The organism is Simplicispira suum, assembly GCF_003008595.1.
GTDB lineage: Bacteria > Pseudomonadota > Gammaproteobacteria > Burkholderiales > Burkholderiaceae_C > Simplicispira > Simplicispira suum.
In genome coordinates, this window is sequence record NZ_CP027669.1 from 1,292,693 (window position 1) to 1,317,796 (window position 25,104).

Sequence of the window (25,104 nt, forward strand, 5' to 3'; positions counted from 1 at the left end):
CTGTTATCGGCAGACTCAGGCGGCGGCCAGCGCCGCTTCAATATCGCCGGCCAGGTTGGCCGGCGCCTCCTGGGGAGCGTAGCGGCGGATCACCTGGCCATCGCGGCCCACCAGAAACTTGGTGAAGTTCCACTTGATCGCCTTGCTCCCCAGCAAGCCCGGTGCCTCGGCGGCCAGCCAGCGGTACAGCGGGCTCGCGTCGGCACCGTTGACATCAATCTTGGCCATGACGGGGAAACTCACGCCGTAGTTGAGCTGGCAAAAACTGACGATCTCCTCGTTGCTGCCTGGGTCCTGGCTGCCAAACTGGTTGCAGGGAAAGCCCAGAACCACCAGGCCGCGCGCGCCGTACTCCTCGTGCAGCGCCTCCAGCCCGGCAAACTGCGGCGTGAAGCCGCAGGCGCTGGCCGTATTGACGATCAGCAGAACCTGGCCACGGTAGTTCGACAGCGGCACGCTGCGGCCGTCCGTCTGCAGGGCTTCGAAGTCGTAGAGGGTTTGGGGCATGGTGTGCTTTTTTGGAAATGGACGGCCATGGTAGCCGCGCTGGGCGCTATTTGCGCAGGCTGCGCCGGGGAAGCAAGGCCAGCAGAGCGGCCAGCACGATCAGCGCCCCACCGAGCAGCAGCCGCGGCGCCAGGTGCGCCGCATCGAGCAGTACGGAAGACACGCTGGCAAACAGCACCTCGCTCAGCATCACCAGCGCCGTCGTCCCGGCGGCCAGGCGCGCTGCGCCGTACTGCAAGCCCAGGTTGCCCGCCACAAAAGCCAGCGCCAGGGCCGCCGCCACCAGCAGCCAGCCGGCCTGCGGTGCGGGCGGGGCATTGGCCAGGCCCCAGGCGGTGGCGGCGAGCGCGCCTGCCGTTGCCATCACGAAGCCCCCGCAAAACATGGCCAGCATGCGGTCGCGCTCCGGCGTCTGGTTGAAGCGGCGCAGAAACACGTTGGTCAGCGCAAAGCAAAAGCCCCCCGCCACTGCCAGCAGGTCGATCCACGACAGGCCTCGGGTCAGGTGGGCCAGCGGCGCGCCCGGCGGCAGCACGACCAGCACCACGCCAGCAAAGGCCAGCAGCAGGCGCGCAAGCGCCAGCGGCGTCGGGCGCTCCTCGAGCAGCCACCAGGCGAGCAGCACCGACCACGCCGGCATCAGATAAAAAAGCAGCACCACCCGCACCACGTCGCCCAGTGTTACCGCCCAGTTGAAACAGATGTTGGTCAGCCCGGCTGCGACGGCCAGCAGCCACAGCTTCGGGTTGCGCAAAAAGCTCCGTACGCTGGCGGGCATGAGCAACGCGAGGCAAGCCAGCGCTGCCAGATAGACGAGCGCCGTAGCCCACAGCGGATGCAGGCCGGCCGCCTGCAAAGTGCGCAGGGGCCACCAGGAAACACCCCAGACGAAGGCATTGAACAACAGTGCCAATACCGGCAGAGTGGAAGACATAAATATTGATAAAAATGGCTTTTAGCGCTTATCAGGCAAGCGTTATAAGCTATGAAATTCATAGTGTTTCATGCTGTACGCGCAGGCACAGTAGCCACAGCAAGCACGGCAAGCGCCGCGAGTGTCAGTGGTGTGTATCCTGCCGCGCTATTCGCAACAGGTGCTCGACCTCTTCCGTATGGCGGCGGCAGTTGTAGCGGTGCCAGCGCTGGATCAGCCACATGGTGCCCGCCACCACCACGCCAAACACCGAGATCGCACCAAACACCGACAGGCCCAGCTTGAGCGAAAGGCTGTAAAACGCCCCCATGCCGAGAATGGCCGCCTGCTCGTTGAAGTTCTGCACCGCAATCGAGCGGCCAGACCCCATGAGGTTGTGGCCCCGGTGCTGCAGCAGCGCATTCATGGGCACGACCAAAAAACCGCCCAGTCCACCCAGCAAGATCAGGAAGGGAATCGCCACCCAGAGACTGCTGATGAACACCATCAAGATCAGCAGCAAGCCCATCGCAATACCCAGTGGGATCACCTTGGTAGCCATCTCCAGGCGCATCCGCATCGACGCCAACACGGCGCCAGCCGCCGTACCAATGGCCACGACGCCAGTCAGTGCCGACGCCTGCGTGGTGTCGTAGCCCAGCGCCACGGCGGCCCAGGCCAGGACGATGAATTTGAGGTTGCCGCCCGCACCCCAGAACAGCGTGGTGGTGGACAACGATATCTGGCCCAAGCGATCGCGCCACAGCCGCGCGTTGCAGGCCCAGAAGTCGGGCAGCAGCGTGAGCGCGCTGCCCAGCACGCTCGACTGCGGCGTGCGGCGCAGTGGCCGCATCTCGACGCCGGTGTGGGGAATGCGCAGGTTGAACCATGCAGCGATGGCGTACACCGCAATTAGAGCGGCAATGGCCGCTTCGGCTGGCGTCACCACCCCCGTGTCGATGATCGGAAAATCAAAACCGAGCAGCCAGGTCGAGAGTTTGCGACCCACCAATTGCCCGCCCAGCAGCACGCCCAGAATGATCGACGCGATGGTGAGCCCCTCGATCCAGCCATTGGCCTTGACCAATTGCGAGGCCGGCAGCAACTCGGTCAGGATGCCGTATTTGGCAGGCGAATAGGCTGCGGCGCCCAGGCCCACCACCGCATAGGCGATCAGCGGATGGGAGCCGAACAGCATCATGAAACAGCCGACAATCTTGATGGCATTGCTGATGAACATCACCCGCCCTTTGGGCAGAGCGTCGGCGAAAGCACCCACAAATGGCGCCAAAACCACGTAAAACAACGCAAACATCGGCACCAACGCGGCACGCTGCCATTCGGGCGAGCCTCCGGTGCGCAGCAGTTCGACGGCGGCGACGAAGAGTGCGTTGTCGGCCAGCGAGCTGAAAAACTGCGCCGACATGATGGTGTAAAAACCGCGCTTCATCGAATAGCTGAAAGGGTCATCTGAGAGTCGGATGACCAAATGGTGAACGGGTCGCCGGGCAAAGAAGCGGCGGTTATAGCACGCAGCCTTTTGTGATGAAGGCTCGGCCAGGAGCAGGAGCAGTGCCAAAATCCTCCTCTCTACCAGACCTGTGCGCCTGTCCACCATGCCCCGCCCCATTTGCGCCCACATCCACACCGCTGCCCTCGCCGCCAATTTGGAGCGCGCGCGCCGCTGTGCAGCCGACGCGAGGGTGTGGGCCGTCGTCAAAGCCAACGCCTACGGCCACGGCATCGAGCGCGTCTGGGGCGCCTTTCGCTCCGCTGATGGTTTTGCGTTGCTGGACCTGCAAGAGGCCGAGCGCGTGCGCGCACTGGGCTGGCGCGGCCCCATCCTGCTGCTCGAGGGCGTATTCGAAGCGCGCGACCTGGAACTGTGCTCGCGCCTCTCGCTCTGGCACACGGTCCACTGCGACGAGCAGATCGACATGCTGGCGGCGCACAAGACGCAGCAACCGCAACGCGTGTTCCTCAAACTCAACTCGGGAATGAATCGCCTGGGGTTTGCGCCCCCGCGCTACCGCAGTGCCTGGGCGCGGCTCAACGCGCTCACGCAGGTGGACGAAATCTCGCACATGACGCATTTCTCCGACGCCGACGGCCCGCGCGGCATTGCCCACCAGTGGCAGGCGTTTTGCACCGCCACGCGCGACCTGCCCGGCGAGCGCAGCGTCTGCAACAGCGCCGCCATCCTGCGCCACGCAGGCGATGCACAGGTGCGCGGCGACTGGGTGCGCGCTGGCATTGCGCTTTACGGAAGCGCACCGGATTTCCCCGAGCACAGCGCCGCCACCTGGGAGCTTGCCCCTACCATGACACTGTCCACCCAGCTGCTGGCGGTGCAGCAGCTGCAGGCGGGCGACAGTGTCGGCTACGGCTCGCGCTTTGTCGCCGAGGCCCCCATGCGCATTGGCGTCGCCGCTTGCGGCTACGCCGATGGCTACCCCCGCCACGCCGATACCGGCACTCCGGTGCTGGTGGGCGGCGTGCGCACCCGGCTCGTCGGCCGTGTCAGCATGGACATGGTCACGGTAGATCTGGAGCCCGTTTTCAGCGCTGGGGTGGAACCCGGCTTTGGCACCGAGGTGACGCTGTGGGGCCGGTCCGGCAGCGGAACCGTGCTGCCCATCGACGAGGTGGCGCAAGCGGCAGGCACCGTGGGCTACGAGCTGATGTGCGCACTGGCCCAGCGCGTGCCGGTGCTCACGGACTGAGCTACCGCCAGCAGCGTCGGGGCCGCGCAACAAATGCCGTCGGAGAGTGCCTGTTACAGGTGCTACGCAAGACTGCGTAAGGGAATTCGTTAAGCAATGTAACGAGCTGCGGGCTTACAGTTGCAAGCTCTTTGGTCATCCTCGCGCAGGAGACGCTCATGAATGCTTCCCCCTCCAACAACCGTTCCGTCGCGCGCCGCATCACCGGCCTGTCCATTGCCTTGGTGGCTCTGGTCCTGGTGCTCGTCGGCATTGCCATTTCCCTGCTGACCGAACGCAGCACACGCGCGCAAGTGGTCCAAAGCGTCGGCGACACGACGCAAAGCGTCGCCAATGCGCTGGCCGCAGCCGATGCCACCAACCGCGAGTTGGTGCAGCGCACCATGAAAGGCTTTCAGCGCTACTTCGACGCCAACATGACGCTGGATGAAGCCAGCGGCGAGTTGCGCAGCTATGGTGCTCTGGTCAACGACGACCACGGTTCGGTCGATCGCTTCGCCAACGAGACCGGTGGGGTGGCCCGGGTGTATGTGCGCAAGGCAGACGGCTACCAAAGCATTACCAGCTCCGTCAAGGACGCAAACGGCGCACGTGAGCCTGCCGAGATGCTGCCTGCCGGACCTGCTTTGACGGCCGTGCTGGCAGGCAAGCCTTGGGTCGGCCGCAGCATCGTGGCCGGCAAACCCTATATGGGCTACTACCTGCCGGTTCTGAACGCCGACAAGAAGGCCTTCGCCCTGCTCTTCATTGGCAATGACATCGGTGTGATGGAACAGATGCAGCAGAAGCAGGTAGCGCAAACCCATTTCTTTGAGCATGGCGCAGCCTATGTGATCGATCCACGCGGCAGTCTGGACCAGGCCGTGTTTCTGGCCCACCCCAGCGCCGCAGGCAAGAAGGTGCTTGACGCCTTTCCGCAAGCCAAGCCATTCTTCGAGGCGCTCGCAGCAGCACCGGACGGTTTTGTGCGCAGCGCCACCAGCGTGCTGGGCAACGAGGAACGCGATCCCTGGGCCTTGATGCGCAAGACGGAGGGCAGCGGCCTCTGGGTGGTGGCCGAAGTGCCCGACGCCGAGGCCATGGCCGGCCAGCGCCCGGTCCTCATCGCGGTGTGGGGCTTGATGGCGCTGGCGGTCGCCCTGCTGGCCGCCGGCTTGCTGATCATGCTGCGGCGCGGCGTTGCGCAGCCACTGCGCGAACTGACGGACGCCATCACACGGGTCTCTCAGGGCGATTTGACGCAAGCCTTCCAAACCACGCGGCGCGACGAAATCGGCACGCTGGTGCAAGAGGTCGAGCGCATGCGCCTGCGCTACCAGGCCATGCTGCAAGAAGTGCGCACGGCCGTCGACAGCATCACCAACGCCAGCATGGAAATTGCCACCGGCAACCAGGACCTGTCGACCCGCACCGAACAAGCTGCCAGCAGCCTGCAAACCACGGCGCAAAGCATGGAGCAACTCACCGCCACCGTGCGCCAGTCGGCCGACGCGGCGCGACAGGCAAACCAGCTCGCGGGCTCGGCGGGCGAAGTGGCCGCACGGGGCGGCCGGGCCGTGGGCGAGGTGGTCGCCACAATGGGAGAGATCAACCAGAGTTCACGCCGTATTTCCGACATCATTGGCGTGATCGATGGCATTGCCTTCCAGACCAATATCCTCGCATTGAACGCCGCAGTAGAAGCGGCACGCGCCGGGGAGCAAGGGCGCGGCTTTGCCGTTGTGGCCACCGAAGTGCGCAGCCTCGCGGGGCGCAGCGCCGACGCCGCCAAGGAAATCAAGGCGCTGATTGGCGCCTCGGTGGAAAAGGCAGAAGCCGGCGCCCGCCAGGTGCAAAACGCGGGCGCCACCATGGAGGAGATCGTCGGTTCGGTGCAACGCGTGGGCGACATCATTGGCGAAATCACGGCGGCGGCCTCCGAACAGTCGGACGGCATTGGCCAGGTCAACATCGCCGTCAGCCAGCTTGACCAGATGACGCAGCAAAACGCTGCGCTGGTCGAGCAATCCGCTGCGGCCGCGCAAAGCCTGCGCGACCAGGCCGAGCGCCTGGCGGGCGCCGTGCAGGTGTTCAAGCTGGCCGATACGCAGGCGAGCGGCCCGGCCTTGCAAGCTCCCGGCCGCCACCCTGTTTTGTCGGCACCAGACGCGCAAGAGGACGATGCCTCTCGGGCATGACCTGCATGACACGCTGGCCCGTTTGACCCCATACTGAAAGCCCGCCGCACAAAGCTTTTCACATGCAAGCCGACGTCTCCACCCTGATGGCCACCAACCTGCTGGCCTCATTGACGATGGCGGGCGTGATGGTGGTGGTGGGCTGGGGCATGCGGCGCGAGGGATTGCAGCTGTGGGCGGGCGCCCTGGCCGTGCATGCAGCCGGATACCTGCTGCTGGCCCTGCGCGGCCAGATCGACGAGTCGCTGTCGATTCTTGCGGGCAATGCCCTCCTCTCGCTGGCCCTGTCGCTGCTGCTCGCAGCGGTACTGCGCTTCTATGAAACATCTGCGCGCTGGGTGGTGTTGTTGGCACCGCCGGTCTTGCTGTTCGCCGCCCTGGCCATGCAATTGGACAACTACGGAGCGCGCGTAGCCATCAGCGGCGCCATGTACGCTGCGCAAGCCGCCGCCATTGTGATGGCCTTGTTTCTCCGGCGGGGCGAAACCGTAGGGCGCGGAGCGCGTCTGGTGATGGTGGGCATGGGCATTGAAGTCTGCATCATGGCGCTGCGCGCCGCAGGCGGCGCCATGAACACGCGGGCATCGGAACAGCTGCTGCAGGCCGGAGCCATTCAAACGGCTACGTTCCTGGGCACGTTTGTGATGCTTCTGGTGACCTCGCTTGGGTTCATCTTCATGACCAAAGAGCGTGCAGACGAAGCCAACCGCCTGCTCGCGGCGTTCGACGCTCTCACGGGCGTGGCCAACCGGCGCTCCATCATTGCCGCCCTGGACCGGGACGTGGGCCGCGCGATACGAACCCGAACGCCGCTGGCGCTGATGATGATCGATCTGGATCATTTCAAACGCGTCAATGACAACCATGGTCACCTGGCTGGCGACGCCGTGCTGCGCAGCCTGGTGGAAGTGCTGGGCCAGCGCATCCGTTCCCAGGACATCGTGGGCCGCTATGGCGGGGAAGAATTTCTCATCGTGCTGCCCGAGACTACCCTTCTTGGGGCACGGCGCCTCGCCGCCGAGCTTTGCAAAGCTGTGGCGGCGCACACATTTGTCTATGAGGGCCGGCAGATCGCGCTAACGGTCAGCATTGGTGTTTTCGGCGGTCTGCTGGAGCCTGGCGACAGCTGGGACGTATTGATCCATGCCGCCGACAGTGCGCTTTATGATGCCAAGCACGCAGGGCGCAACCGTGTCGAAGAAACCCCGATACTGCCGCGTGCGAGCCGGGACGGCACGCATCCAGAAACCTTTCCGGCGTCGCTGTCTTAGAAGCCAGGGAGCCAGCGCCTGGCAGCATCACCGCCCTGCCTGTGGTGCAATCGCAGCCTGACCATTGCCTCGATCTCTGACCAAGGAGTCCGAAATGAACGCGCGCATTGCACCCGCCCAGTTGCAGCCCGAAGTGGCCCTCGCACGTGTCAGCCAAGTCTGGGACGACCGCATCGTCCCACAGCTGACCGACTACATTCGCATCCCCGCGAAATCACCGATGTTTGCACCCGATTGGGAACAACAGGGCCTGCTCGACGCTGTGGTACGCAGCGCGGCCGATTGGGTACAGGCGCAGAAGCTAGAGGGTCTGAGCCTGGAGGTGGTGCGTCTGCCGGGCCGCACACCCGTGCTGTTTTTCGAGATCGCAGCCACGCAGGCTGCGTCCAGCCAGACGGTGCTGATGTACGGCCACCTGGACAAACAACCCGAGTTTTCAGGCTGGCGCGCCGACCTCGGCCCCTGGACGCCCAAATACGAGGACGGCAAGCTCTATGGGCGGGGCGGCGCCGACGACGGCTACGCGGTGTATGCCAGCATCGCTGCGGTGCAGGAACTCAAACGCCAGGGCGTGGCGCACCCGCGCATCGTTGGCCTGATCGAGACCAGCGAAGAAAGCGGCTCGCGCGACCTGCTGCCCACCATCGATGCCCTGAAAACCCGGCTGGGCGACATCGCCCTGGTGGTGTGCCTGGATTCGGGCGCCGGAAACTACGACCAGCTCTGGCTCACCACCAGCCTGCGCGGCATGGTCGCCGGCACGCTCAAGGTCGAAATCCTCACCGAAGGCGTGCACTCGGGCGACGCTTCGGGCCTGGTGCCCTCGTCGTTTCGCATCATGCGCCAGGTGCTCGACCGGCTCGAAGACAGCGCCACCGGGCGGCTGCTGCCGGCGAGCTTCCACTGCGAAGTACCCGCAGAGCGGCTGGCGCAGGCGCGCGCCACGGCGGCCATTCTGGGCCAGGAGATCACGCAGCGCTTCCCCTGGGCGCACTACGACTGCGGCGGCAGCACCGCCTTTGCCCTGCCAACCACGCAAGACCCGGTGCAGGCCCTGCTCAAGCGCACCTGGGAGCCCACGCTGAGCGTGACCGGCGCCGAAGGCTTCCCTGCCCTGCAGGACGCCGGCAACGTGCTGCGCCCCTACACTGCCTTCAAACTCAGCCTGCGCCTGCCGCCGCTGGTGGACGCAGCGCAGTGCGTGCAGGAAATGAAAGCCCTGCTGGAAGACAACGCTCCCTACCAGGCCAGAGTCACCTGGCAGAGCGCCAGCGGCGCCAACGGCTGGAACGCCCCGGCCACCGCGCCCTGGTTTGAGGATGCGCTCAACGCCGCCAGCCAGGCGCACTTTGGCGCCTCCTGCGGCCACATCGGCCAGGGCGGCACGATTCCGCTGATGGGCATGCTGAGCAAGGGCTTTCCCAAGGCGCAAATGATGGTCTGCGGCGTGCTTGGTCCCAAAAGCAACGCCCACGGTCCCAACGAATTCCTGCACGTCCCCTACGCCAAGAAGCTCACCGCAGCCGTGGCGCAGGTGATTGCCAGCATGCCGTGAAAAGGGGCACCCTCCTGAGGCGCCGAAGGCGCCTTCCCCCCGCTCTCGCCGCGCTGCGCGCTGCGGGCAGGGTGACGCCACCGGTGCGGCGGGGCGGCGCGGCCAGCTCAGGCCCTTGCACGGTGGCTGCTGGCCTAGGCTGCGGCGATGTCATGCAGCGCAGGTCTAGCGAGGGCGCAATAAAATACAAACATCATTTTCGCCTCTAGCGCTTATTTACACAGCGCATGCAGCTCTAATTTTAATAGCGATACTATGCGCATCCTGCTGGCCGAAGACGAGCCGGCACTGGCCAACTGGCTGGTGCAGGCATTGCTGCAATCGGGCTTTCAGGTCGATTGGATCAACGACGGGCGTCTGGTGGCCAGCAGCCTGAAAGCCACGCGCTACGACGCCCTGGTGCTGGACCTGGGCCTGCCGGGGCGCGACGGACACGACGTGCTGGATGGCCTGCGCGACGGCGGGCACGATTTGCCCGTGTTGATACTGACCGCACGCGACTCGCTCATTGAGCGCGTGCATACGCTGCGCGCCGGAGCGGACGATTTTCTGGCCAAGCCCTTTGAACTGGCGGAACTGGAAGTGCGCTTGCTGGCGCTGATCCGCCGTGCCCGGGGCTCAGGGCACGCGCGTTTTGCCTGCGGGCCGCTGGTCTACGAACCCGTAGGCCAGCAATTGCTGCTCAACCACCAGCCCTTGAAACTGCGCCCGCGCGAGCACGCTCTGCTGCGCGCCCTGGTGCAGCACAGCGGCGAACCCATGTCCAAGCGCGACCTGATGGAGCGCATCTTTGCCGACGAAGCAGAGGTGCAGCCCGAGGCGGTGGAAGTCATCGTGCACCGATTGCGCAAGCACCTGGAGGGCAGCGGTGTGCAGATCACCACGCTGCGTGGTCTGGGTTATGTGCTGGAGGCCGCAACGACGCCCGCCCGAACCAGCGTGCCCGATTCGTCCGGCCTTTGAGCATGCCCCGCTGGTCCCACTGGAGCCTGCGCCGCAGCTTGCTGGCGGTGCTGGTCCCCGGTCTGCTGGCCGTGACCGGCCTGGACATCGCGGTGAGCTGGCGCAACACCCTGGCCGCCGCCAACGCCGCTTTTGACCGCTCGCTGCTGGGCGCCATCAAGGCGATGGACGCCAACATTTCCACGGCCAGCGGCGGCTTGTCGGTGGAACTGCCCTACCGCATGCTCGAATTCTTTGAGCTCACCGCCAGCGGCCAGGTTTTCTACCGCGTCGCCAGCGGCGACAACCTGGTGGAAATTGGCAACGACGGGCTGCCGCCACCACCCCAACCGCTGGTGGACGGACAGCCACAGTTTCACGACGGCAGCTACTTTGGCACGCCCATTCGCGTCGGCTCCTACGCACGCGAACTCGATCGCGCGCTTTCCCAGGGCTCGCAGTCCAAGCGCGTGATGATCCAGGTGGCCGAAACCCTGGAAAGCCGCCAGGATTTCACACGCCGGCTGGTGCTGGAGACGGTGGCACGCGATTTCCTGTTCCTGCTTGCGGCTTTGGGTCTGGTGGTGCTGGTGGTTCAGTTCGCCCTGCGTCCCCTGCAGCGCTTGCAGAGCGAGGTGGCCGCGCGCAGAGTGGACGACCTCACCCCCGTCAGCGCAGAGGATGTCCCTGCGGATGTGCGGCCGCTGGTCGACGCGCTCAATCAGCATGCCAGCCGCTACCGCGATGCCCTGGAAGCACAGCGGCGTTTTGTCGACGATGCCTCGCACCAGTTGCGCACGCCCCTGACCACGCTGGCGACCCAGGTCGGGTTTGCGCTGCGCGAGCAGGACGGGAGCAAAAGAGGCCAGGCGCTACTGGCCATCAAGCAGCAGGTGGACGACGCCATTCGGCAGACCAACCAGATGCTGGCCCTGGCGCGCGCCGATGCCGCAGCGCTTCGCCTCGCTCCGCTGGACATGCACGCGCTGGCTGAACGGGTCACTCGCAGCCTGTGGCCATTGGCACGCTCGCGCGCCATCGACCTGGGGTTTGAGCCCCTTCCAGGTCCGCCCAGCCGCGTCAACGCCAACGCCAACGAGGCCCAGATTGCCGAAGCGCTGTCCAACCTGGTTCACAACGCCCTGGTGCATGTGCCGGCAGGCGGCCATGTGACCGTGCAAGCAGGCTGCGAAGGCAGTGCGGCGGTACTGCGCGTAGTGGACGATGGCCCCGGCATGTCGGCAGCCGACCGAGCGCGGGCTGGTGAGCGCTTCATGCGCGTTGTGCGCGTGCAGCGCCCGGCTGAACCCAGCGCCTTGCTCACCAATTCGACTTCGCCTGCCGCCTCCCAGGGCAGTGGGCTGGGTCTGGCCATCGCCAAGGCCATCGTCCAGCGCCACGGCGGCACGCTGGAGCTCGCCGATGCCAACGGGCATGCCAGCCAACCGGGTCTGGTTGCCACCTTGCGCTGGCCTGCGCGCGCGCCAGCCTGAACCCGCTCGGCGCGCCCTCAGTACAAACCCTGGGTTTTCAGCCGCTGCAATGAAAGCCTGGCGAAAGCCGGCTTTTCCTACATTGGCCTGCGTGGTGCAGAGCAAACCCGGCACGCGGGAATGCGCACCCTGGCAACCCAACACAAGGAGACAGATCATGCGGTTCCCTTCGAAAGCACTCGCAACCCTGGCCGTCGCAGTCCTGACCGTGACTGCGGCCCAGGCCGGCCCGCTCGACAAAACCGAGTGCATTGCACCCGCCAAACCCGGCGGCGGCTTTGACCTGACCTGCAAGCTCGCACAAAGCGCGCTGCTGAACGGCAAGTACATCAGCGACCCGATGCGCGTGAGCTACATGCCGGGCGGCATTGGCGCGGTGGCGTACAACGCCATCGTCGCGCAGCGCCCTGATGAGAACAACACCATCGTCGCTTTCTCGGGCGGCTCGCTGCTCAACCTGGCGCAGGGCAAGTTCGGCCGCTACAACGAGAACGACGTGCGCTGGCTGGCCGCCATCGGCACCGACTACGGCGCCGTCGTCGTGGCCGAAAGCTCGCCGCTCAAAACCATTGCGGACCTGGTCGCCGCCATCAAGGCCGACCCCGGCAAGGTGGTCTTCGGTGCGGGGGGCAGCGTCGGTAGCCAGGACTGGATGAAGGCCGCCCTGACCGCACGCGCCGCCGGGCTGGACCCCAAGAGCATGCGCTTCGTCGCGTTTGAAGGCGGTGGCGAAGCCATCACCGCGCTGCAAGGCGGCCACGTGCAGGTGTATTCGGGCGACGCGTCCGAGGCCGAAGAGCAAATGAAGGCGGGTGCCAAGATTCGCGTGCTCGCGGTGCTGGCCGACAAGCGCCTGGAAGGCACCATGGCCAACACGCCCACCATGAAAGAGCTGGGCTACGACGTGCAGTGGCCCATCATCCGCGGCTTCTACATGGGCCCCAAGGTGAGCGACGCCGACTACAAGGTCTGGCAGAGCACGTTTGCAAAGATGATGGCCACGCCGGAGTACGACAAGCTGCGCTCCGAGCGCAGCCTGTTCAAGTTCGCGCTGACCGGCAAGGAGCTCGACGCCTTCATTGCCGAACGCATGACCACCTACCGCGCTCTGGCAAAAGACTTCGGTCTGAAGGTTGCGCAGTAAAAGCGCCCTGCGCTGGCAGATGCCAACCGCATCTGCCAGCGTCCAAAATTTCAAGCTATTTTGGCATCTAGCGCTTATTACATAAGCGCTGGCAGCTATTTTATTGAGAGCAAATCATGGCAGATCGCATTCTTGGCACGGTGTGCCTGCTGCTGGGCGCGGCCATGGCCTGGGCCTCACGCAGCTACGCGGCCGAAATCTCTTACGAGCCCGTGGGGCCGCGCGCTTTTCCCCTGCTGCTGGCGGCCATTTTTGCACTGATTGGCGCCTGGTTGCTGGTCACGGGCAGACGCCGCGTGGCCAAGCCGGCTGCGGCTCCGAAGGCCACATTGGCCGAGCCGCTGCCCGCAAGCGGTGCGGCAGAAGCGGCAACGGCCATCGTGCCCGCCGCACCAGCCAACAACCTCGTCGCGGTCGCGATGTGCGCGGTGGCGGTGCTGGTGTACGGCGCGCTGTTCCAGCCGCTGGGTTTTGTGCTCGCCACGACGCTGATGGCGGTGCCCGTCTGCAAGGCCTTTGGCGGCACGCTCAAGGGCGGTTTGCTGGGCGGCCTGGGCCTGGGCTTCGGGCTGTTCTTTCTCTTTGACAAAGTGCTGGACGTGATCTTGCCCACCGGCGTGCTGTCGTTCCTGCTGGGCGGACGCTGATATGGAAACCCTCAACTTCCTGGGCCAGGGCTTTGGCGTGGCGCTGATGCCCACCAACCTGATGATGGCCGCCATTGGCGCGCTGATTGGCACCATCGTGGGCATGCTGCCGGGCCTGGGGCCCATCAACGGCGTGGCGCTGCTGATGCCGCTGGCCTTTGCGCTCAAGCTGCCGGCCCACACCGCGCTGATTTTGCTCACCGCCGTCTACATCGGCTGCGAGTTTGGCGGGCGCATTTCGTCCATCTTGCTCAACGTGCCGGGCGACGCAGGCGCCATCATGACGGCCATCGACGGGCATCCGATGGCGCGCGCCGGGAACGCAGGCGTGGCACTGTCGATTTCCGCCTGGGCTTCGTTTGTCGGCTCCACCGTGGCCACCGCCGGCATCGTGCTGTTTGCGCCGCTGCTGGCGCGCTGGGCGCTGGCCTTTGGCCCGGCCGAATACTTTGCGCTGATGTGCTTTGCCTTTGCCTGCATCACCGGGCTGATGGGCAGCGAGCCGCTCAAGGCGGTGCTGGCCGCCGCACTGGGCCTGGCGCTGTCCACCGTGGGGCTGGACAGCAACTCGGGCGTGTACCGCTTCACCGGCGACAACGTGCACCTGTCGGACGGCATCCAGTTCATCGTGGTGGTGATTGGCCTGTTCTCGGTGAGCGAAATTCTGGTCATGCTGGAACACCAGACCCATTCCAGCGGGCTGATTCGCACCGTGGGCCGCACCCTGTTCAACATGAAGGAATTCATGATGACGGGCTGGACCATTGTTCGCTCGTCGGTGCTGGGCTTTGTGGTGGGCGTGCTGCCCGGCGCGGGCGCCACGATTGCCAGCGCCATGGCGTACTCGGTGGAAAAGCGCCTGAACGACAAGGACGGCACCTTTGGCAAGGGCGACGTGCGCGGCGTCAGCGCGCCCGAGGCGGCCAACAACGCGTCTGCCAACGGCTCCTTCATTCCCATGCTCACGCTGGGTGTGCCCGGCTCGGGCACGACGGCAGTGATGATGGGGGCGCTGGCGCTCTACAACATTACGCCGGGGCCGGCGCTGTTCACCCAGCAGCCAGAGCTGGTGTGGGGGCTGATTGCCTCGATGTTTGTCTCCAACGTACTGCTGCTGTTCATCAACATCCCGCTGGTGGGCCTTTTTGCGCGGCTGCTGCTGGTGCCCAACTGGCTCTTGGTGCCGGGCATTCTGGCGATCAGTGCGGTCGGCGTGTACTCGGTGCACGCCACCACGTTTGACCTGCTTCTGATGGGCGTGCTGGGCATTGTCGGCTTTGCGCTGCGCAAGGCGGGCATCCCGATGGCGCCGCTGATTCTGGGCTTTGTGCTGGGCGATTTGATGGAGCAAAACCTGCGCCGCGCACTGTCGATCACCAACGGCGAGTTGTCGATTCTGTGGGGCAGCCCGATCACCGTCGGCCTGTGGCTGGCCGCTGCAGCCATGCTGCTGCTGCCACCGTTGTACCGCCGCTGGCAGCGCCGCCACGCAGCGCTCGCCTAAACGATGGGCCTGCGCTGGCTGAGCCTGGCAGCCGTCAGCGCACTGCTCTCGGCGGCGCTGCTGGCGCTGCACATACCAGCCGCCGTGCTGCTGGGCTGCATGCTGGTGGGGCTGGTGTTTTCCGTGTGGGGCGCGCCGCTGGCCGTGCCGCGCAGAGCGTTTGGCTGGGGGCAGGGTCTGCTCGGCTGCCTGATGGCGCAAAGCCTGCACCCGGACCAGCTCGGCCAGGTGCTCGCGCACTGGCCGGTGGTGCTGGGCACCACGGTGATGCTGATTGCAGCGAGCAGTGGCCTGGGCTGGTGGCTGATGCGCCGCCAGATCATGCCCGGCACGACGGCGGTGTGGGGCATGGCGCCGGGCGCTGCCTCGGCCATGGTGGTGATGGCCGAGGACTACGGCGCCGACGTCCGCCTGGTGGCGTTCATGCAGTACACGCGGGTGGTGGCCGTCACGGTGGTGGCGGCGCTGGTGGCGCGTGCGGCCGGCGCGCACCTGCCGGTGGCGGCGTCGGCTGTGGACTGGCTGGCGCTGGGCGCACCCGCCAACCTGCTGCTGACCGCCGCACTCGTGCTGGGCGGCAGTTGGCTGGCGCGGCGCTTTGACATTTCAGGTGGCGCCATGGTGATTCCGCTGCTGGCCTCTGTGCTGGTGCAGCTGGTGTGGGGAGTTGCACCGGCACTGCCGCCCGCGCTGATGGCGCTGGCCTACGCCAGCATCGGCTGGAGCGTGGGCCTGCGTTTTACGCGCGGCGTGTTGCTGCATGCCCTGCGCGCCCTGCCGCGCGTGCTGGCGGCGATGGCGCTGCTGATGGGCGTGGGGCTGGCGAGCGGCGGCGTGCTGGTGCTGGCCATGGGGCTTGACCCCTTAAGCGCCTACCTCGCCACCTCGCCCGGCGGGGCCGATTCGATGGCGGTCATTGCCGCCACCAGCAGCGTCGACACCAGCTTTGTCATGGCGATGCAACTGGCGCGCTTTCTGCTGGTGCTGCTCACCGGCCCGGCCATCAGCCGCTGGCTGGCAGAGCGCGGATCCGCCTGACGCCAAGCCCGCGCTGGCCAGAACCCCTATCATGTGGAACCTGTGCCGCCGAAGTGATCGGCCTGTGCTGCCTGCGAGACCCCCATGTTCGACTTTCCCGCCGCCACGATGCTTCCCTTCACCGCCAGCGACGGCGAAAACCTCGCGCTCTACGATTGGCCGCTGCCCGAAGACAACCCCCGCCGCGGCACGGTGCTGCTGGTGCACGGCCTGGGCGAGCACGCCGGACGCTATGGACACGTGGCGCAGCACCTCAACGCCTGGGGCTTTGCGGTGCGCGCCTACGATCACTACGGTCACGGCCGCTCGGCCGGCCCGCGGGGCGGACTGAACCACGACAACCGCCTGCTCGAGGACCTCGCCGACCTGGTGGACGCGACGCGAAAACGCATGGCCGATGGCGAACCGCTGGTGCTGCTCGGCCACAGCCTGGGTGGACTGGTGGCGGCGCGCTTTGTCTCACTGCACTTGCGGCCCGTGGAGGGGCTGGTGCTCTCCTCGCCCGCCCTGGACACCGGGCTGTCGGGTTTTCAAAAATTGCTGCTGGCGACCTTGCCGCGACTGCTGCCCAATTTGCGTGTGGGCAACGGACTCGAAGTTCAGGCGCTGTCGCACAACCCTGCGGTGGTGGCCGCCTACCAGGCCGACCCCCTGTGCCATGACCGCATCAGCGCGCGACTGGGGCGCTTCATTGCCGACGCCGGCCCCGCCACACTGGCACGCGCCGCGCACTGGAGCGTTCCCACGCTGCTGCTGTGGGCGGGAGCCGACCGCCTGGTGCGGCCCGCTGGCAGCGCCGCCTTTGCGGCTGCCGCACCACCAGCGCTGGTGCAGGCGCAATGCGTGGAAGGCGCTTTTCACGAAATCTTCAATGAATCGCCCGAGTGGGCTGCGCCCGTCTTCGCACAACTGCAGCGCTGGTTGGTACAGCGCTTCGGGCTGCCAGGTACAGCTTGATTTTTTGGTAAAAATGGCCTCTACCGCTTTGGTATCAAGCGTTAGAAGCTACAAAAACAATAGTATTTATCCCGGCTGAGGCACCTGCCGCTGGCGCGCCATCAGCCACAGCAGCGCAGCTCCGGTCAGCAGCAAGGGCGGCAGAGACGCCAGGTTCAGCCAGTTCCAGCCGCTGGTGGTCACCAGGGCGCCTGAGGCCAGCGAGGTAACGGCCATGGTGGCAAAGACAAAGAAATTGATGGCGCCCTGGGCGCGGTCTTTTTCCTCGGGCCGGTAAGCAGTGATCGCCAGCGTGGTGCTGCCGGTGAACAGGAAATTCCAGCCCACCCCGAGCAGAAACAGCGCCGCTATGAAGTGGTGGATTTCCTGCCCCGACAGCGCGATGCCCACGCACAACAGGTTGAGCAGCACGCCCACCAACATGACGGGGAGCGTTCCCATCTTTTTAATAAGGTGGCCGGTGAAAAACCCCGGTGCAAACATGCCGATCACATGCCATTCGAGCACCAATGCAGCCGAGTCAAAGCCAAAGCCGCAAACCTGCATCGCCAGCGGTGTCGCCGCCATCAGCAAATTCATTACGCCGTAGCCCAGCGCAGCCCCCAACACCGCCACTGCAAAGGCCGGCTGGCGCAGCAGCTCGCTGACCGGCCGGCCGACTGGCGCCGGCGCCGCACCAGGCACGGGAACGGCCTGCTTCTCAAACCGCACGCCGGCCATGCAGACCATGGCCAGCAAGGCCACCAGCATCAGGGCGATATAGGCACCAGCAAACGGCACCGGAAAAAAATTGCGCGTGCTGCTTGCCAAATTCGGCCCTGCCACGGCGCCCAGCAAGCCGCCAGCCAGCACCAATGAGACGGCTTTCTCGCGGAACGCTGGCGCGGCCAGTTCCGCTGCGGCAAAGCGGTACAACTGGCCGTTGGCGTTGTAGTAGCCGGCAATGACGGTGGCGCCGCACAGCAACCAGAAGCTGCCGCTGAACGCTGCCCATGCGCACAGCGCCGCCGACAGGAAGGCCACCAGAAGTCCGAGCTGGAACGAGCCGCGCCGCCCCCAGCGCGCCTGGCTGGCCGCCACCAGCGGCGTCGAAAGGGCACCGCCCACCACATAGCCCATCACCGGCAGAGTCGCCATCCAGCCAAACGGCGCCAGTTGCAGCCCTACCAGCCCATTGATGGCGATAAAGACCACGTTGTTGGTCAACAGGAGGCCCTGGCACAGGGCGAGCAGCCAAAGATTTTTTTTCATGGTGAAGTGCGATTGTGCGGCGTCGGGCCGCGCCTGCCTGTCGCGGTGTCGTTGGCGCAGTAGACGGCTTCCATTGTGCGGCTGTCTTGACAAAGGTCAGCACAGAGCGGGCGTGCCAGGCGTATGGTTGCCCGCTATTGCGCTTCGCCCGGCCCTGCGGCGCTCGCGCTTCTCTCCTGGTCCCCGCATGCACGCCCCCACACTCACCCCGACCCCCGAAGCTGCGGCGCCCGCAAACGCACCGCTCCCCTTTGAACTCGTCTGTCCTGCAGGCAGCCTGCCGGCGCTCAAAGCCGCGGTAGACAACGGCGCCAGCTGCGTCTACCTGGGCCTGCGCGACGCCACCAACGCGCGCAACTTCGCCGGACTGAACTTTGACGAAGCGGCCATTGCCAGCGGCATTGCCTACGCCCACGCACGTGGCTGCAAGGTGTTCATGGCGCTCAACACCTACCCGCAGGCCGCCAACCCCGCGCCCTGGCGCGCTGCGGTGGACAAGGCGGTGGACCTGGGCGTGGACGCCGTCATCCTGGCCGACCCGGGCCTGATGCAGTACGCCGCGCAGCACCACCCCCGGCTGCGCCTGCACCTCTCGGTGCAGGGCTCGGCCACCAGTGCCGACGCCATCAACTTTTACCGCGAGCAGTTCGGCATCGTGCGCGCCGTGCTGCCGCGCGTGCTGGCTATGGAGCAGGTGCGCCGCGTCATCGACCGTACGCCGGTGGAAATCGAGGTCTTCGGTTTTGGCAGCCTGTGCGTCATGGTGGAGGGGCGTTGCGCCCTGTCGTCCTACGTCACGGGCGAGTCGCCCAACACGCACGGCGTGTGCTCGCCGCCCAAATCGGTGCGCTGGCAGGAAACCCCGAAGGGCCTGGAATCGCGCCTGAACGGCGTGCTGATTGACCGCTACGCCCCCGGCGAGAACGCCGGCTACCCGACGCTGTGCAAGGGGCGCTTTGACGTGGCCGAAGACAAGAACTACTACGCCATCGAGGAGCCGACCAGCCTGAACACGCTGGAACTGCTGCCCGAGTTGATGAAGATCGGCGTGCGCGCCGTGAAGATCGAAGGCCGCCAGCGCAGCCCCGCCTACGCCGCCCAGGTCACCAAAGTCTGGCGCGAAGCCATCGACAACTGCCTGGCCGACCCCTTGCGCTACAGCCCCAAGACCGCCTGGATGGCCAGCCTGGACGAAGTGGCCGAGGGCCAGCAGCACACGCTTGGCGCTTACCACCGCCCTTGGAAATGATGAACGCTCCCACCTTGAAACTTTCCCTCGGCGCGCTGCAGTACTACTGGCCGCGCCAGACCATTTTTGACTTCTACCAGGCCATCGCCGCCTCGCCGGTGGACATCATCTACCTGGGCGAAACGGTGTGCTCGCGCCGCCACGAACTGCGCTTATCTGACTGGATCGACATCGCCGACCTGATGCGCGACTCGGGCAAGGAGGCCGTGCTGTCCACCCAGGTGCTGCTCGAATCAGGCATCGAGGTGAGCGCCATGCACAAGGTCACCGGCAACCCGGATTACCTGATTGAAGCCAACGACATGGGCGCGGTGCAGCGCTTGTCGGCGGCCCAGCGCCCCTTCGTCGGCGGGCTGCACCTGAATATCTACAACCAGCCCGCGCTCACCTGGCTGGCCTCGCTCGGCGCCACGCGCTGGGTGGCGCCGCTGGAGATGAAGCACCAGGATCTTTCCGCCCTCATCCAGGACGGCCCGAAGGACTTGCAAACCGAAGTGTTTGCCTATGGCCGCATGCCGCTGGCGTTCTCTGCACGGTGCTTTACGGCCCGCCAGCGCAACCTCCCCAAGGACGACTGCCAGTTCGCCTGCATGGACCACCCGGATGGCCTGATGCTCAAGACGCGCGAGAGCGAAGATTTTCTGGTGCTCAACGGCATCCAGACGCAATCGGCGCGTGTGCACAACCTGATCGACGAACTGCCGCGCATGCAGAGCATGGGTGTGGCCGTGGCGCGCATCAGCCCGCAGGCGCAGCACACGCACGAAATCCTTGCCCTGTTCGACGCCGTACGCCGTGGCACCCTGGCACCGCACGATGCCCGCACGCAATTGCAGCCTCTGGTGCCTGATCAAAGCTGCAACGGCTACTGGCACGGCCAGCCGGGCCTGGACCTGGTGGAGACGCAAACGCTGGCCACGGCTTGAGGCGCATTCGACCCCGCTGAATCAATACAAGCAAAAAGTGTCTCTAGCGCTTATTGAACATGCGTGAGCAGCTATCAAAACAAAAGCAGCACACGCCACCGACAAGGAATGCCATGAACGCCTCGCCCAATCCCTTTACCCTGCCTGCTCCCTTGGCGGCGCTCACCGGTCGGCTGCCTGCGTACCCCGGCTCGCTGTTGCTGGTGACGGCGCTGAACCTGGGTGTGGCACGCCAGTTGCCGGGCGATGTCGGCGAGATGCTGCGCGGCAAGCGGCTGCGCATCCAGGTGCGCGACGCCCGCGTCACCCTGGATTTCACCTGGACCGGCAGCGCCTTTGCCGCCCGCCCACGCCAGACGGAAACCGACCTGTGCATCAGCGCCAGCGCACACGACTTTGTGCTGCTGGCGCAGCGCCAGCAAGACCCGGACACGCTGTTCTTCAACCGCCGTCTGGTGATGGAGGGCGACACCGAGCTGGGGCTGGTAGTGAAGAACACGCTGGACGCGCTGGAACTGCCTGTGCTCGACCTGCAGCAATGGGCGCCGCGCCAGGTGCTGGCACGACTGGCAGCGCTGCGCCCCGGCGCGCGCCCTGCCGATCCACTCTATCCTGGAACCCGACCATGAACCGCGAACGAGATGTGCTGCCGCTGGTCTACTCCTGCTCCGGGTGTTCGAGCGCCGCGCAGCTGGCCAACCACGTCGCCCTGCGCCTGGACCGCGCAGGTGTGGCCGAAATGTCGTGCATTGCCGGTGTCGGCGGGGACGTGCCCAGCCTGGTGCGCACCGCGCGTTCCGGCCGCCCCATCATCGCGCTCGATGGCTGCCCGCTCAACTGCGTGCAGGGGTGCCTGGCGCGCCACGGCATCACGGCAGACCGGCACTACCAGCTGCAACAGTACGGCGTGAAAAAACGCCGCCACGAAGACTTTGATGCGGCGCAGGCGGGCACGGTGCTGGAACAGGTGCAGGCCGACCTGCAGACCAACCCGCTGGTTCCCGCCGCCCGCACCCAGGACGCTGCGAACCAGGCGGCTGGAGACGCTCAAACCCTGCGATTGGCATAGCCAATGCCGAACAAGTCACGCACGCACCGCGCATCATCGCGGTGAGTTGCCGAGCATTGCCCTAAGCTTGCCCACCATGGACCTTCCCAGCGCACCGCAACGCATCATCGTCGGCATCTCGGGCGCCAGCGGCGCGGTGTACGGCGTGCGCCTGCTGCAGGTGCTGCGCGAATGCCCCGGCGTGCAATCGCATTTGGTGGTGTCCGACGCCGGCTGGCGCACCCTTCGCCACGAACTGGGGATGGAGCGGCCCGCCGTCGAAGCGCTGGCGCACCAGGCGCACGACGCGCGCAACGTGGGCGCCAGCATTGCCAGCGGTTCGTTCCAGTGCGCCGGCATGGTGGTGGCGCCTTGCTCCATGCGCACGCTGGCCTCGGTAGCGCACGGCTTGTCAGACAACCTGCTCACGCGCGCCGCAGACGTGGTGCTCAAAGAGCGCCGCCGCCTGATTTTGATGGCGCGCGAAACGCCGCTGCACTTGGGCCATTTGCGCAACATGGTGAGCGTGACCGAAATGGGCGCCATCGTCTGCCCGCCGATGCCCGCGTTCTACCTACGCCCGCAGAGCGTCGCCGACATCGTGGACGCCAGCGTGGCGCGGGTGCTGGATTTACTCGGCCTGCCGCACTCCCTGACCCAGCGCTGGACCGGCGAAGAAAAATCGGGGTCAGATTCCAATTAAATGTTGCCTCAACGGCCGCCGCTGCCCTGGGATGCCCCACCGCTCGGCTCAGCCTCGTCCTCCGCCGGCGCCCGCGGGTCCATTTGCAACACCACCTGAGAACCCGCACCCACGGCCACGAAATCGCCCTTCAGCTCGGCAGGCACCGGAGCCGCCGCGTGAATGCGCTTGAAGGCATAGGCGGCCAGGGTCGCCATCACGGCGGCGTAGAACAGCATCAGGCTGGCCGGACCGGCCACATCCATCACGGCACCCGCCAGTACCGGGCCAATGGCAGCGCCGACACCGTGAATCAGCAGCAGGCCACCGGTAAATTCCACCAAGCGCGACGAATCGATCACGTCGTTCACGTGCGCTACACCCAGGCCATAGATCGAAAAAATCAGGCCGCCAAGCAGCAGCGACAGGGGCAGCAGGGAATCGACCGACACATTGGCGAGCACAAAGGCCATGCCGGTGACGCCGGCACCCAGAATGCACACCCAGAGCAGCACCAGGCGCCGGTCGTGGCTGTCCGAGTAGTGCCCCACAGGCCACTGCAACGCTGCGCCGCCCAGAATGGCCGTGGCCATAAAGGTCGCTATCCCTGCATCGGTAAAGCCCACAGATTTTCCGAACACCGCAGTCATGCCGTAGAACGCGCCTGTGATCAGGCCGGAAGCAAAGGCGGCAGCCATTCCCATGGGCGAGGCATCGTAGAGCTTGCGCAGACTGAAGCGGGGCGCCTCAACCACGGCGGGTTCGGCCACCTTGGTCATGGTAATGGGCAACAGCGCAAAGGAAAAAAGCACCGACACCAGGGCAAACGGCACGAAGCCCAGTCGGTCACCCACCAGCAGCAGCCACTGCCCGAGCGCCATGGCGACGAAGTTGATGGTCATGTACACCGCAAACAAGCGCCCGCGCAGCGCGTTTGGCGCCAGCGCGTTGAGCCAGCTTTCGATGGTGATATACAGCCCCACCATGCACATGCCCGTGACCAGGCGCAGCAGGCCCCAGAACCACGGATCGATCCAGAACGCGTGCAGGATGGGCATGGTGGACGCGAGCGACGCCATGGCGGCAAAGGCGCGGATATGCCCCACCTTGCTGATCAGCACCGGGCATGCAAAGGTGCCGGCCACAAAACCAGCAAAGTAAGCCGCAGTGACCAAACCCAGCGTGACGCTGGAGAAATTTGCCACACCAGCACGCAGTCCGAGCACCGAAAACAGCAGGCCGACGCCCAGCACCAGAACCCCCGAGCCAAGCAGCAAGGTGGACAGACGCCACAACATGGGGCCGACGGAGGCGCCAGGGGTACTGGGGGGGGAACGGTCGATCAATACCTGCTGCCTTGGAGAGAAAAATCAGTGAAACTGGGGGCAATCGAGGTCCGAGCCCAATAGTTTCCGAGTCGCTTCGTGGGAGCCTTTGATTATGGACGCGGACCAAAAGCGACGCGGCAGGCAGCCCCAATAGTCAGCGGAAATCATCAAAAACTATAGCTGTCAGTGCAATTCAATTCTGCGCTAACGCACTGTTTGACCTGAAAATCACCCCATGTCCACGCACGACCTCCGCAGCTTCCTCGCCCAGCTGGAACACACCGGCGACCTGCGCCGCATTGCCGAGCCCGTCTCGCCCCACCTGGAGATGACGGCGCTGGCAGACCGCGTGCTGCGCGCCGGTGGCCCGGCGCTGCTGTTTGAAAACCCCACAGGCCACACCATGCCCGTACTGGCCAACCTGTTCGGCACGCCCGAGCGCGTGGCCCGCGCCATGGGGGTGGACAGCATTGCCGGGCTGCGCCCCTTTGGCGAACTGCTGGCCTCGCTCAAGGAGCCCGAGGCACCCAGGGGCTTCAAGGAAATGGTGGGCATGCGCAGCCTGCTCAAAACCCTGTGGAACATGGCGCCCAAGGAGCGCAGCAGCCCACCCTGCCAGGAACTTGTGTGGGAAGGCCAGGACGTGGACCTGGCGCGCCTGCCGATCCAGCACTGCTGGCCGGGCGATGTGGCGCCGCTCGTCACCTGGGGGCTGGTCATCACGCGCGGGCCGCACAAGGCGCGGCAGAACCTGGGCATCTACCGCCAGCAGGTGCTGGGCCGCAACCAGCTCATCCTGCGCTGGCTGGCGCATCGCGGCGGCGCGCTCGATTTTGCCGAGCATTGCCGCCTGCACCCGGGCGCGCCCTACCCGGTGGCCGTCGCCATTGGTGCCGACCCGGCGACCATTCTGGGTGCCGTCACACCCGTGCCCGACAGCTTGTCGGAGTACCAGTTTGCCGGCCTGCTGCGCGGTGCGCGCACCGAGGTGGCGCCCGCGCTGGGCGTGCCGCTCTCCGTCCCGGCACACGCCGAAATCGTGCTCGAAGGCCATATCTACGCCGATGCCGCACACCCCAGCGGCTGGCAGCACGCGCTCGAAGGGCCGTACGGCGACCACACCGGCTACTACAACGAGTGCGCCGAGTTCCCCGTGTTCACGGTGGACCGCATCACGCTGCGCCGCGATGCGATATACCACTCCACCTACACCGGCAAACCGCCCGATGAACCGGCGGTGCTGGGCGTGGCGCTCAACGAGTTGTTCATTCCGCTCTTGCAGCGTCAGTTCCCGGAGATCATCGACTTCTATCTGCCGCCCGAGGGCTGCAGCTATCGCATGGCACTGGTGCGCATCAAGAAAGCCTACCCCGGCCACGCGCGGCGCGTGATGATGGGTGTGTGGAGCCATCTGCGCCAGTTCATGTACACCAAGTTCATCGTGGTGGTGGACGACGATGTGGACGTGCGCGATTGGAAGGAAGTCGTCTGGGCCATGACCACGCGCATGGACCCGGTGCGCGACACCCTGCTCATTGAGCACACCCCCATCGACTACCTCGACTTTGCCTCGCCGGTCAGTGGCCTGGGCGGCAAGATGGGGCTGGATGCGACGAACAAATGGCCGGGCGAGACGCTGCGCGAATGGGGCCGCACCATCGCCATGGATGTCGATGTGCAGGCGCGCATGGATGCACTCGCTCAAACACTGGGGCTTTAAAAGCGGGCGAACTCATCTACTATGGGCTG

Annotated in this window: 22 protein-coding genes; 17 read left to right on the forward strand and 5 right to left on the reverse strand. The window is 65.7% G+C overall.

Annotated elements, in window-relative coordinates; genetic code table 11:
* Window positions 1-15: 15 nt before the first annotated feature.
* The 3 genes from C6571_RS06160 to lplT form a co-directional block, all read right to left on the reverse strand.
* Window positions 16-507: a glutathione peroxidase gene (locus tag C6571_RS06160; protein WP_106445910.1), complete on the reverse strand. Its 492-nt coding sequence runs from the start codon at window positions 505-507 to the stop codon at window positions 16-18.
* Window positions 508-553: 46 nt separating this feature from the next.
* Complete coding sequence (locus tag C6571_RS06165; protein WP_106445911.1) at window positions 554-1,441, reverse strand: DMT family transporter; 888 nt, start codon at window positions 1,439-1,441, stop codon at window positions 554-556.
* Window positions 1,442-1,565: 124 nt separating this feature from the next.
* Window positions 1,566-2,870, reverse strand: a complete 1,305-nt coding sequence (lplT, locus tag C6571_RS06170) for a lysophospholipid transporter LplT (protein ID WP_106445912.1) — start codon at window positions 2,868-2,870, stop codon at window positions 1,566-1,568.
* 166 nt (window positions 2,871-3,036) lie between these two features.
* Between lplT and alr the strand changes: the two genes are divergently transcribed.
* The 11 genes from alr (at window position 3,037) to C6571_RS06225 (ending at window position 16,871) form a co-directional block, all read left to right on the forward strand.
* Window positions 3,037-4,143 (forward strand): alanine racemase, encoded by a 1,107-nt coding sequence (gene alr / locus C6571_RS06175; protein ID WP_106448075.1) that lies wholly within the window; start codon window positions 3,037-3,039, stop codon window positions 4,141-4,143.
* 158 nt (window positions 4,144-4,301) lie between these two features.
* Complete coding sequence (locus C6571_RS06180; protein ID WP_106445913.1) at window positions 4,302-6,320, forward strand: methyl-accepting chemotaxis protein; 2,019 nt, start codon at window positions 4,302-4,304, stop codon at window positions 6,318-6,320.
* A 62-nt stretch (window positions 6,321-6,382) separates the two neighbouring features.
* On the forward strand, window positions 6,383-7,591 hold the full coding sequence (locus tag C6571_RS06185) for a GGDEF domain-containing protein (protein WP_106445914.1): 1,209 nt from the start codon (window positions 6,383-6,385) through the stop codon (window positions 7,589-7,591).
* 94 nt (window positions 7,592-7,685) lie between these two features.
* Window positions 7,686-9,146: a M20 family metallopeptidase gene (locus tag C6571_RS06190; protein ID WP_106445915.1), complete on the forward strand. Its 1,461-nt coding sequence runs from the start codon at window positions 7,686-7,688 to the stop codon at window positions 9,144-9,146.
* A gap of 255 nt (window positions 9,147-9,401) precedes the next feature.
* Window positions 9,402-10,109: a response regulator gene (locus tag C6571_RS06195; protein WP_106445916.1), complete on the forward strand. Its 708-nt coding sequence runs from the start codon at window positions 9,402-9,404 to the stop codon at window positions 10,107-10,109.
* A gap of 2 nt (window positions 10,110-10,111) precedes the next feature.
* The gene (locus C6571_RS06200) at window positions 10,112-11,581 is read left to right on the forward strand and encodes a sensor histidine kinase (protein WP_106445917.1); all 1,470 of its coding nucleotides are present in this window, start codon (window positions 10,112-10,114) and stop codon (window positions 11,579-11,581) included.
* Between the two features lie 157 nt (window positions 11,582-11,738).
* Entirely contained in the window at window positions 11,739-12,725 is a 987-nt protein-coding gene (locus tag C6571_RS06205) for a Bug family tripartite tricarboxylate transporter substrate binding protein (RefSeq protein WP_106448076.1), read from the forward strand.
* 116 nt (window positions 12,726-12,841) lie between these two features.
* On the forward strand, window positions 12,842-13,372 hold the full coding sequence (locus tag C6571_RS06210; RefSeq protein WP_106445918.1) for a tripartite tricarboxylate transporter TctB family protein: 531 nt from the start codon (window positions 12,842-12,844) through the stop codon (window positions 13,370-13,372).
* A gap of 1 nt (window position 13,373) precedes the next feature.
* Window positions 13,374-14,876: a tripartite tricarboxylate transporter permease gene (locus C6571_RS06215; RefSeq protein ID WP_106445919.1), complete on the forward strand. Its 1,503-nt coding sequence runs from the start codon at window positions 13,374-13,376 to the stop codon at window positions 14,874-14,876.
* A 3-nt stretch (window positions 14,877-14,879) separates the two neighbouring features.
* On the forward strand, window positions 14,880-15,914 hold the full coding sequence (locus C6571_RS06220) for an AbrB family transcriptional regulator (RefSeq protein WP_106445920.1): 1,035 nt from the start codon (window positions 14,880-14,882) through the stop codon (window positions 15,912-15,914).
* A gap of 84 nt (window positions 15,915-15,998) precedes the next feature.
* Window positions 15,999-16,871, forward strand: coding sequence for an alpha/beta hydrolase (locus C6571_RS06225; RefSeq protein ID WP_106445921.1), 873 nt, complete (start codon window positions 15,999-16,001; stop codon window positions 16,869-16,871).
* Between the two features lie 66 nt (window positions 16,872-16,937).
* Here the strand turns inward: C6571_RS06225 and C6571_RS06230 are convergent, their stop codons facing one another.
* Window positions 16,938-18,122 carry an MFS transporter gene (locus C6571_RS06230; protein ID WP_106445922.1) on the reverse strand — a complete coding sequence of 395 codons (1,185 nt, stop codon included), beginning with the start codon at window positions 18,120-18,122 and terminating at the stop codon, window positions 16,938-16,940.
* Window positions 18,123-18,309: 187 nt separating this feature from the next.
* Between C6571_RS06230 and ubiU the strand changes: the two genes are divergently transcribed.
* The 5 genes from ubiU to C6571_RS06255 all read left to right on the forward strand — a co-directional run bounded on the left by ubiU (window position 18,310) and on the right by C6571_RS06255 (window position 22,048).
* Window positions 18,310-19,371, forward strand: coding sequence for a ubiquinone anaerobic biosynthesis protein UbiU (gene ubiU / locus C6571_RS06235; protein WP_106445923.1), 1,062 nt, complete (start codon window positions 18,310-18,312; stop codon window positions 19,369-19,371).
* Between the two features lie 14 nt (window positions 19,372-19,385).
* The gene (locus C6571_RS06240; RefSeq protein WP_211300702.1) at window positions 19,386-20,297 is read left to right on the forward strand and encodes a U32 family peptidase; all 912 of its coding nucleotides are present in this window, start codon (window positions 19,386-19,388) and stop codon (window positions 20,295-20,297) included.
* A 113-nt stretch (window positions 20,298-20,410) separates the two neighbouring features.
* Window positions 20,411-20,926, forward strand: coding sequence for a ubiquinone anaerobic biosynthesis accessory factor UbiT (gene ubiT, locus C6571_RS06245; protein ID WP_106445925.1), 516 nt, complete (start codon window positions 20,411-20,413; stop codon window positions 20,924-20,926).
* Window positions 20,923-21,366: a putative zinc-binding protein gene (locus C6571_RS06250; protein WP_106445926.1), complete on the forward strand. Its 444-nt coding sequence runs from the start codon at window positions 20,923-20,925 to the stop codon at window positions 21,364-21,366. The genes ubiT and C6571_RS06250 overlap by 4 nt, the downstream gene beginning before the upstream one ends.
* A gap of 76 nt (window positions 21,367-21,442) precedes the next feature.
* Window positions 21,443-22,048 carry a UbiX family flavin prenyltransferase gene (locus C6571_RS06255; RefSeq protein ID WP_106445927.1) on the forward strand — a complete coding sequence of 202 codons (606 nt, stop codon included), beginning with the start codon at window positions 21,443-21,445 and terminating at the stop codon, window positions 22,046-22,048.
* An 8-nt stretch (window positions 22,049-22,056) separates the two neighbouring features.
* Here C6571_RS06255 and C6571_RS06260 read toward each other — a convergent pair whose 3' ends face one another.
* Entirely contained in the window at window positions 22,057-23,373 is a 1,317-nt protein-coding gene (locus C6571_RS06260) for an MFS transporter (RefSeq protein WP_211300703.1), read from the reverse strand.
* A 217-nt stretch (window positions 23,374-23,590) separates the two neighbouring features.
* Here C6571_RS06260 and ubiD point away from each other — a divergent pair, with 217 nt between their 5' ends.
* Window positions 23,591-25,075, forward strand: a complete 1,485-nt coding sequence (gene ubiD / locus C6571_RS06265) for a 4-hydroxy-3-polyprenylbenzoate decarboxylase (RefSeq protein ID WP_106445929.1) — start codon at window positions 23,591-23,593, stop codon at window positions 25,073-25,075.
* The last annotated feature ends 29 nt before the right edge of the window (window positions 25,076-25,104 follow it).